This is a genomic window from Ruegeria sp. BHSB196 (genome assembly GCF_059613135.1).
Genome location: NZ_JBXWRY010000036.1, coordinates 26,313 through 36,199, shown reverse-complemented (window position 1 = coordinate 36,199; position 9,887 = coordinate 26,313). Strand labels below are relative to the sequence as shown.

Below are 9,887 nucleotides of genomic sequence, written 5' to 3'. Positions count from 1 at the left end.
CCTGGCGATTTCGACAAGAAGACGATGCTGGTCACCACCGGCGCCGAAGCGGTGGAGAACGCAATCAAGATGGCCCGCGCCCATACCGGCCGCTCGGGTGTCCTCGCGTTTTCGGGCGCGTTCCACGGGCGCACGCTGATGGGCATGGCGCTGTGCGGCAAGGTTGCGCCCTACAAGAAGTCCTTCGGCGCCATGCCACCCGAAATCCACCACGCGGTCTTCCCGAATGCCTATCACGGCATCACACCGGAAATGAGCCTGGCGCAACTGGATCAGCTATTCAAATCGAGCATCGACCCCGAGCGCGTCGCGGCTATCATCATCGAGCCGGTTCAGGGCGAAGGCGGCTTCAACATCGCGCCGCCCGAATTCCTCCGCGCCTTGCGCAATATCGCCGATGACCACGGCATCGTTCTGATCGCTGACGAGGTTCAGGCCGGCATGGCCCGGACCGGCAAGCTGTTTGCGATGGAACATGCGGGCGTCGCCGCCGATCTCGTGACGATGGCCAAGGGCCTGGCCGGGGGGTTCCCGCTGTCGGCCGTCACCGGCCGCGCCGAAATCGTCGACGCGGCGCCGGTGGGCGGCATCGGCGGCACCTATGCCGGCAACCCGCTGGCCGTCGCGGCAGCCAATGCCGTGCTTGACGTGATCGAAGAAGAGAAGCTGTGCGCCCGCGCCGAGGAAATCGGCCAACGCATCAAGCGCCGCCTGACCGCGATCGCGGATCGTCCGGGCATGGCCGTCATCGGGGATGTGCGCGGCCTTGGCGCCATGGTTGCCTTCGAACTGGTGACCGATCGCGCCACGCGGGCGCCGGACCCGACGCTCACCCAGGCGATCGTGGCCGAGGCCGAGGCGCGCGGCCTGATCATCCTGCCCTGCGGAACCCGCGCCAATGTCGTGCGTCTGCTGCCGCCGCTGACCACACCCATGGCGCATGTCGACGAGGCGCTGGATATCCTCGACGCTTCGCTCGAGGCAGCGATTACCAAGGCGGCGCAAGCTGCCTGAAACCCCTCCGCAGGGTGTCTGTGCCCCTGCGAGGCTTCAGGGGGAAGGTCTCCGCTCTCACCTTCCCCCGCCCCACCATCGGAGACACCGTGATGAAGAAGAATCTCATTGCCGGCGAATGGCTCGGTGCGTCCGACGTGACCGAGAATCGCAACCCGTCCGACATTTCGGATCTCATCGGGCTCTACGCGCTCGGCACCGCCGACGACGTGGACAAGGCCGCAAACGCGGCACGCGCGGCGTTGCCGGGATGGGCGGCGGTCAGCCCCCAGGTGCGGGCCGATCTGCTGGAAACGGTCGCCCAGCAACTGTTGGCGCGAGCCGATGAGATCGGCACCCTGCTGGCCCGCGAAGAAGGCAAGACCCTTGCCGAGGCCAGGGGAGAGACGATCCGAGCGGCCCAGATCTTCCGGTTCTTCGCCGGCGAAGCCCTGCGGATCGGCGGTGACGCGGTCAGTTCCGTGCGCCCCGGTATCTCGGTCGAGGTCACCCGCGAACCGGTGGGTGTGGTCGGGCTGATCACGCCGTGGAACTTCCCCATCGCCATCCCGGCCTGGAAGCTGGCCCCGGCGCTGGCCTATGGCAACACCGTCGTCATGAAACCGGCAGAGCTGACACCGGCCTCGGCGCATGTACTGGCCGAGATCCTTCAATCGGCCGGGGTTCCCAATGGCGTGTTCAACCTGGTGATGGGCAGCGGATCGGTGGTCGGCGATGCCATCGTGAAACACCCCGAAATCGATGCCATTTCCTTCACCGGCTCGGTTCCCGTCGGGCGGATCTTGGCGGTCGAGGCGGCCCGGGGATTGAAGAAGGTCCAGCTTGAAATGGGCGGCAAGAACCCGATGGTGGTTCTGGATGACGCCGATCTGGATGTCGCTGTCGAGGCCTGCCTGAACGGCGCTTTCTATTCGACGGGTCAGCGGTGCACCGCCTCGTCGCGCCTGATCGTGCAGGCGGGCATCCACGACGCCTTTGCCGAGCAGCTGGTTGCCCGGGCACAGGCCCTGCGGGTAGGCAATCCGCTCGACGCGGCCACTCAGATCGGGCCGGTGGTGTCCGAGGGCCAGTTGAAAAACAACCTGGCCTATGTCGAGATCGCCCGCGCCGAAGGTGCCGAGGTGATCGGCGGCGAACGCCTGAACGGGGAGACCGAGGGCTTCTTCCAGCGCCCGGCCCTGTTCCTGAACGCAACCAACACCATGCGCTCCAGCCGAGAGGAAATCTTTGGCCCCTGCGCCAGCGTCATCAAGGTGGCGGATTTCGACGAGGCCCTGACGGTGGCGAATGACACCGAGTTCGGCCTGAGTTCGGGCATCTGCACCACCAGCCTCAAGCACGCGCGCGAGTTCCGCCGCCGGTCCGCCGCCGGGATGGTGATGGTCAACCTGCCGACAGCGGGTGTGGACTATCATGTGCCTTTCGGCGGCCGAAAGGGATCGTCCTACGGCCAGCGCGAACAGGGGCGCTATGCCGCCGAGTTCTATACCGCCGTCAAGACGGCTTACGAGTTCGCGGGGTGAACCGATGTCTCAGAACGCTATTCTCGCCATCAATCCCGGCACCACGACGACCCGCTGCGCGCTCTACGCGGTGAAGTGCGGCGAGGTAGAAGTGATTACCGAACAGACGCTCGACCATGACGAAGCCGTGATGGCGGGTTTCCCGACCATCGCATCGCAGCTCGGGTTTCGGGCGGCGCATGTCGAGGCGTTCCTCGCAGAGCATCTTGGCGACTGCGACCTGCTGGCCTGCGCCGGCCGTGGCGGTATGTTGACGCCGGTTCCGGCGGGCGTCATCGAGGTGAACCCGGCCCTCGTGGAGTTTGCTCTGCACAGCCCGGTCCATCACCATGCCAGCAATCTGGGCGCGCCTCTGGCATACGCCCTCGCCAGCCAGCACGGCGCTCCGGCATTCGTCGTCGATCCGGTGAGCGTCGATGAACTGTCCCCCGTGGCGCGGGTGTCGGGCTTCGAGGAAATCCCGCGCTTCTCCTTCGTTCATGCGTTGAACATTCGGGCCTGCGGCCGCCGGCTGGCGCGGGATTTGAACAAACCCTTCGACGAATTGCGCGCGGTGGTCGCCCATCTCGGGGCGGGCTTTTCCATCGCGGCCCTGCTGAACGGGCGGCTGGTCGACAATTCCAACCGCATGGAAATCTCTCCCTTCACGCCGGAACGGGCTGGCGGGCTGCCGACTCTGCCGCTGATCGAACTGTGCTACTCGGGCAGGTACAGCCGCGAGGAACTGCTCGCGAAACTCTACGGCCGGGGCGGCGTTTTCGGGCTGCTGGGCACCAAGGACATCCGCCGGGTCGAGGCGATGATCGATGACGGCGACGAGAAGGCGGCGCTCGTCTTCGAGGCCATGCTGTATCAGACCGCCAAGGCGGTCGGAGCCATGGCCTCGGTCGCCGCCTTCGATCTCGACGGGATCATCCTGACCGGCGGCCTGTCCAACAGCGCCCGCGTCACCGGCTGCCTGACAGACAAGCTGTCGCGTCTGGCCCCGATCCATGTCTATCCGGGCAGCGACGAATGCCGCGCACTGGCCGAAGGCGCGGCGCGGGCCGTGGCCGGCGTCGAAACACCCCTGATCTGGCCCGTCGTCTCGGAAAGACAGGTGGCGTGATGACCCTGCGCAGCTTTGACGATCTGCGCGCCGCGGCGCTGAAACGCGCCCCCATGCGCCTGGTGGTGGCAGGCGGCGAGGCGCCTGAGATTGCTTCGGCTGTGATGACGCTGCTCGGCGATGGGTTGGTGGCCAGCGCCGTTGTCACCGGCGCCCCCGATGTCATGGCCCCGCTGTTTCCCAAACCGCTGCCCGGCACCGTCACCTTCCGCAGTGCCGAAGGCCCGCAAGCCTGCGCGCGCGAGGCCGTCGCGGCAATTCGCGAGGGGCTGGGCGATGTTCTGATGAAGGGGCATGTCGACAGCACCTCGTATCTGCGCGCGGTGGTCGATCGCGAAATCGGTCTGAGGACTGGCGGGGTGCTGTCGAATGTCACCGTAGCCGAGATGCCGTCGATGGACCGGCTTGTCGCCGCGACCGACAACGGCATCCTGCCCGCGCCGGATCTGGACCAGAAACGCCGGATCGTTCTCAACACCGAGGCGCTGTTCCGCGGCCTCGGGGTCTCGCCGGTCAGGGTCGCGGCGGTCTGCGCGACAGAAAAGGCTTCGGATGCGCTGCCAGCCACGCGCGATGCCGAAACGCTGGCCCGAGAGAGCCTGTCCGGTCTCCTGAACGGCTTTCAGGTCGGAGGGCCGATGGGCTATGACGTGGCCGTCTCGCCCGAGGCGGCGCGGATCAAGGGGCTGCAGGACATGCCTGCCACCGGGTCGGCGGATCTGCTGCTGTTCCCGACCATCGACGCCGCCAATGCGGTCGCGAAGGCGTGGAAATATCACGGCGGCGCCCGGACCGGCTCCATCGTTCTGGGTGCGAAGGTGCCCGTTCTGCTGAACTCTCGTTCGGACTCTGCCGAGCGGCGGGTCAACGCGCTCTTGCTGGCGGCTGCGGTTCTTGATGGAGAACGAGTTTTCGGGCGTCCGGATCGTCGATGTGATCTGTGCGGCGAATAAGCCGTCACTTCGCAATGGCGTCGGTGCATCCTTGGCTTACAATACGATCTTGGCCTTGGTCTTTCTGGTCGCCGACGGGCTCCGGGCTCTACGTGAGTTTCAGGGCAAACCCTGCGTCTGGGACAGGTGTGCCGGCCGTGCCGGTCAATCCTGCTGTTGAAGGCAATTCGGGTCGCGCTGAAACTCGGACGGCGTGACCCCAAACTTGGCCTTGAACAGACGCGAGAACTGGGCCTGATCGGCAAAGCTGAACCGATAGGCGACCTCGGAGATCGGCAGATCGCGCGAAGCCTGAAGCCGGTCGCGCGCGGCGATCAGGCGCTGATCGCGGATCTGCTGGCTGACGGTGCCGTTCACATCCTTGAACAGGTCGTGAAGGTAACGCTTGGAGATGCCGCAGGCTTGGGAGATCAGGTCCGGCGACAGGTCCGGGTTCTTCAGGTTTTCGCGAATGAACCGCTCGACCCGAGTCAGATGCGCGGCGCGCACCGACGAAAACCCGCTGTCCCCGGCGTCTGCCGCATCATTCAGCGCCAGCCCCAGCAATTCCAGCAATTGACGCCCGATCGTTTCGCAGGATGCCGCCGACAACGAGTCGAATTCGTTCTGAGCGTGGTTGATCATCGTCGCGAACAGACCCGCGGTTCCTGTCGTCGCGTCGATGACGCGAGCGCAGAACCGGTCGGGCTGGCGGACGCGTTCGGACAGCGCTGCGCGACTGACCTTGAGAACGAAAAGGTCATTGGGGCGTTCGTAGAAGAACCTGTAAGGCTCGTCGCCGCGCTCGATGATGAAGCCGCCCGGATCGCACCGCACATCGCGGCCCAACTGCCGGAACTCCACCGAGCTCATGCGGGGCAGGGTCACCAGATATTCTTCTTCGCGCCCTTCGCGGATGTGCGAGCGGCGGCGTTCGTAATTCACCGGATCGGATGTCAGGCGGGACATGCCCACATGGCCCAGCGATTTCCGCGTCAATTGACCATTGAAACGGATCGGGTCGTGGAACTGCAACTCCAGGGGGAAATAGGACTCGCTGATCACGGCGTTCCAGCGGCTGGAACGGTGCTGCGGCTCGCTTGCGGCCGTCGAGAAGCGAAGCTCGGCGGTCATTTCTTGTCCTCCCTGGCAAGAAATTAGCTGCAAACCACGCCCAAGCCAAAGGAATTCAGACGCCCTGCGCTGTCCGTCAAACTTTCCTGCGCTGAGCGACAAGTTTTTCTGCTCCGCCCGTCAATCTCTTGTGCACGGATCGTCAAGACCGACCCACGGGCGTTCGGCAATCCTGTTCGTCGAGATCGACGTGCAGGAGGAGCACGCCGGGTTCGGGAGGAGGAACCTTCACCCCGCTGGCGGGCCCTTTGCACCCAAGCAGAGGACCGAGAACCGATGACATCAAGACAAGTCGACCCGATCACGCTGTCGGTGGTGAGAGGCGTTCTGGAAACGACGCAACGCGAGATGACGCTGGCACTGGAAAAGACGGCGCGCAGTTCCGTCTTCAACCTGGCACATGACTACTCCACCGCGCTGTTCAACCACACGCCCGAGATGATTCTGCAGGGGCAGGACATCCCGATCCACCTCGGTTCGCTGATCCCGGCGATGAAGGCGGTGGACAAGTTCTTTGCGGGCGACATCCATGAGGGCGACCTGATCCTGCACAACGACCCCGACTACGCGGGCAGCCACATCATCGACACCTGCATGTACTACCCGGTGTTCTACGAGGGCGGGCTGGTGTTCTGGACCGTCTGCAAGGGACACCTGACCGATATCGGCGGCCCGGTTCCCGCGGGCTACAACCCCGAGGCCAAGGAGATCTTTGCCGAGGGTCTGCGCATCCCGCCGGTCAAGATCTGGGACAAGGGCGTGCCGCGCGACGACGTGCTGAACCTGTTGCTCACGAACATGCGGGCCCGCCGCGATCAGGAGGGCGATTTCAACGCGCTGATCGGCGCCTGCCAGGTGGGCGCCCGCAACCTGATCGCGCTGATGGACAAATACGGCAAGCAGGTGGTGCAGGACTGCATCGAGGAACTGCTGTCAATGGCGAACCGGCATATGAACAGCCTGATCGCCAAGGTGCCCGACGGCACCTACAGGGGCACGGCGGTGCTTGAGGATGCCGGCCACGGCTTTGGCGATTTCGACATCACCGCCACGGTCACGATCTCGGGCGAGAGCTGCCATATCGAGATCGAAAGCCCGCCCCAGATTCCCTATTTCATCAATTCCTACGAGGGCAACAGCTATTCCGGCGTCTATCTCGGCCTGATGATGTTCGCGCAGTTGCCGCCGCCCTACAACGAAGGGCTCTACCGCAACGTGACGGTGGACATGGGGCCGAAAGGCACGCTCTGCAACGCCAAGCCCCCTGCACCGCACATGAACTGCACCACCACCCCGATGGAGACACTGACCGACGCGGTGCGGCTGGCCTTCGAGCAGGCGGCCCCCGACAAGGTGTCGGCCTCGTGGGGCCACGCCAACGGATGCAACATCGCCGGGTGGGATACGCGCCACGACGAGGAATACGTCACCATGGTGCTTGCCTCGATCATCTCGGGCGCCGGCGCCACCGCCAGCCAGGATGGCTGGCACGCCTGCGGTCCGGAATGTTGCTTTGGCGCGCTGACGTCGGGCGACATAGAGATGCTGGAACATTCCTACCCGATCATCATCCACGAATACGGGCTGATGACGGACTCGGGCGGCGCGGGCAAGTTCCGCGGCGGCTCGGGCACCCGCTGGGAGGTCGAACCGCTCGACCGCGACATGACGCTGGTCACCTTCGGCGAAGGCCGCCGCATTCCGGCGATGGGCGCTGCCGGCGCGAAATCGGCCATGGTCGAAAAGAAGGTCGGCCGCCTGGAAGTCACCCGCAACGGCGAGACGCAGGTCATCACCGACAACGTGATCGAAACCATCCGTCCGGGCGAGCGCGCGGCGAACATCAACCCGGGCGGCGGTGGCTATGGCAACCCGTTCGAGCGTGACGTGCAAAAGGTGGTGGCCGATATCCGCAACGGGCTCGTTTCCATCGAAGGCGCGCGGCTCGACTACGGCGTGGTCATCGCCGACCCCGATACGCTCACCGTCGACGAGACCGCCACGGCCAAGGCCCGCGCGGCCGCATGAACCCTCTGATACGAAAGGACTCTCCCCATGCGTAGCAAATATCGTCTGGGCATCGACGCCGGCGGCACCTTTACCGATTTCATTCTTGCCGATGCACAGGGCTCGGTTCGGATCTTCAAGGTGCTCTCGACACCGACCGAACCGACCAAGGCCATCCATAACGGGCTGCAGCTGATTACCGAGGAAACCGGCCTGAGCGCGGAAGAGATCGTTTCAAACTCCGATCTCTGCATCAACGGCACCACCGTCGGGCTGAACGCGCTGATCACCCATACCGGGGCCAAGACCGGCCTCATCGCCACCAAGGGCCATGAGGACAGCATCGAGATCCGCCTGGGCCACAAGGAAGACGGCTATCGCTATGATCCCGACTATCCGCCCGCGACCATGCTGGTGCCGCGCCACCTGCGCAGGGGCATCCGCGAGCGGGTGATCTCGGACGGAACAGTCAGAACGCCCCTGAACGAAGACGACGTGCGCGAGGCCTGCCGGTACTTCGTCGCCGAGGGCGTGGAATCGGTCGCCATCAGCTTTGTCTGGTCGGTGCTGCACCCCGAACATGAGAACCGTGCGGCCGAGATCGTGCGCGAGATGATGCCGGATGTGCGTCTGACCATCGGCAGCCAGCTCTATCCGCAGGTACGCGAATACACCCGTACCTCGACCGCGGTCGTCAATGCCTATCTGGCGCCGATCCTGCAACGCTATGTCGAGGCCATCGATGCCTATTTCCGCGACCTGGGTTCCAAACACCCCGTCCGCTACTTCCAGTCGAATGGCGGTCTGGCGTTGGGCAAGGTCGTCACCGACCAGTCCGTCTATGCGATCAACTCCGGTCCGGCCTCGGCGCCGCAGGCGGCGCTGGACGTGGGCAAGCCCTGGGGCGAGCAGAACATCATCACCTGCGACATGGGTGGTACCTCGTTCGACATCACGCTGACCAAGGACGGCAAGGCCAACGTCAACAAGAACATCGACTTCCTGCGCTATCGCATCGGCATCCCGATGATCCAGGTGGAAACGCTGGGTGCCGGAGGCGGCTCGATCGGCTGGATCGACGACATGGGGCTGATGCAGATGGGGCCGCAATCGGCCGGCTCCGAGCCTGGTCCGGCCTGCTACGGGCAGGGGGGCGATCGTCCGACCACCACCGACGCCAACCTGGTGCTGGGATATCTCAACGCCGACGGCCTCGTGGGTGGCCGCCTGCCGCTGGATCTGGAAAAGGCCCGCGCGGCGATCAAGACTCATCTCGCCGATCCGCTGGGGATCAGTGTCGAGAAAGCCGCCTATGGCATGTTCACCATCGTCAACAACAACATGGTGAATGCGATCCGTCGTGTCTCTGTCGAGCGCGGCTATGACCCGCGTGACTTCGTGCTGATGGGCGCAGGCGGCGCCACTGGGTCGCATATCACCGCGCTGGCGCGCGAGATGGGAATCTCGAAGGTGCTGATCAACAAGCTTGCTTCGGGGCTTTGCGCCTACGGCCAGATCATATCGGACGTGAAGTACAACTACATGGCTCCGGCCCCGCTGCGCCTGCAGGGCGCCGACGCAGCCAAGACCCTTGATGATCTCTTCAACGGGCTCGAGGCGCGGGGCCGAGAAGACCTGGCCGGCGACGGTTTCTCGGATGCGGAAATCTCGATCAGCCGGACGCTGGACATGCGTTATGTCGGCCAGGTGCATGAATGCACGGTGGAAATCGGTCCGTTTGCGGTCACCGAGACAACTCTCGAGGACATCAAGGCCGCGTTCCACGCCCGTCACAAGGAACTCTACACCTATGACGAGCCGCATAACGCCGTCGAGGTGGTGAACGTCGAAAGCGCGATCACCGGCCATGTGGCCAAGCCTGGACGCATGCACATCGCCCCAGGCCGGGGTGCCGCCGCCGCGTTGAAAGGGCATCGCGAGATGGTGTTCAGCGCCGATGGCATCGCCCAGAACACGCCGGTCTATGACGGCTCGGTGCTGGGTGCAGGCGATACGCTGCACGGTCCAGCAGTGATCGAGGAGGTGACCACCACCATCGTCGTCGAGCCGGGCTGGACCGTCAGCCTGCACGAAACCGGCACCTATGTTCTGACCGTCGATCAGCCTGCGCTCAAGGCCGAATCGACGAAAGACCTTGTCGAGGCATAG

General features: G+C 64.6%; 7 protein-coding genes. 6 read left to right on the top strand and 1 reads right to left on the bottom strand.

All coding sequences use genetic code 11. From position 1 onward, the window contains the following. The 4 genes from AC2FNJ_RS15845 to AC2FNJ_RS15830 all read left to right on the top strand — a co-directional run. The coding region (locus AC2FNJ_RS15845; protein WP_496765606.1) for an aspartate aminotransferase family protein at positions 1-1,014 on the top strand (1,014 nt) is incomplete at its 5' end. A 92-nt stretch (positions 1,015-1,106) separates the two neighbouring features. Further along, positions 1,107-2,537 (top strand): aldehyde dehydrogenase family protein, encoded by a 1,431-nt coding sequence (locus AC2FNJ_RS15840; RefSeq protein WP_496765605.1) that lies wholly within the window; start codon positions 1,107-1,109, stop codon positions 2,535-2,537. A 4-nt stretch (positions 2,538-2,541) separates the two neighbouring features. Continuing rightward, on the top strand, positions 2,542-3,645 hold the full coding sequence (gene buk / locus AC2FNJ_RS15835; protein ID WP_496765604.1) for a butyrate kinase: 1,104 nt from the start codon (positions 2,542-2,544) through the stop codon (positions 3,643-3,645). Continuing rightward, positions 3,645-4,598 carry a phosphate acyltransferase gene (locus tag AC2FNJ_RS15830; protein WP_496765603.1) on the top strand — a complete coding sequence of 318 codons (954 nt, stop codon included), beginning with the start codon at positions 3,645-3,647 and terminating at the stop codon, positions 4,596-4,598. The genes buk and AC2FNJ_RS15830 overlap by 1 nt, the downstream gene beginning before the upstream one ends. Before the next feature lie 144 nt (positions 4,599-4,742). Here the strand turns inward: AC2FNJ_RS15830 and AC2FNJ_RS15825 are convergent, their stop codons facing one another. Beyond that, the gene (locus AC2FNJ_RS15825; RefSeq protein ID WP_496765601.1) at positions 4,743-5,711 is read right to left on the bottom strand and encodes an AraC-like ligand-binding domain-containing protein; all 969 of its coding nucleotides are present in this window, start codon (positions 5,709-5,711) and stop codon (positions 4,743-4,745) included. A gap of 276 nt (positions 5,712-5,987) precedes the next feature. Here AC2FNJ_RS15825 and capB point away from each other — a divergent pair, with 276 nt between their 5' ends. Together capB and capA are read left to right on the top strand one after the other, a co-directional pair. Next, positions 5,988-7,739 (top strand): caprolactamase subunit beta, encoded by a 1,752-nt coding sequence (capB, locus tag AC2FNJ_RS15820; RefSeq protein ID WP_496765599.1) that lies wholly within the window; start codon positions 5,988-5,990, stop codon positions 7,737-7,739. Between the two features lie 27 nt (positions 7,740-7,766). Further along, positions 7,767-9,887, top strand: coding sequence for a caprolactamase subunit alpha (gene capA, locus AC2FNJ_RS15815; RefSeq protein ID WP_496765597.1), 2,121 nt, complete (start codon positions 7,767-7,769; stop codon positions 9,885-9,887).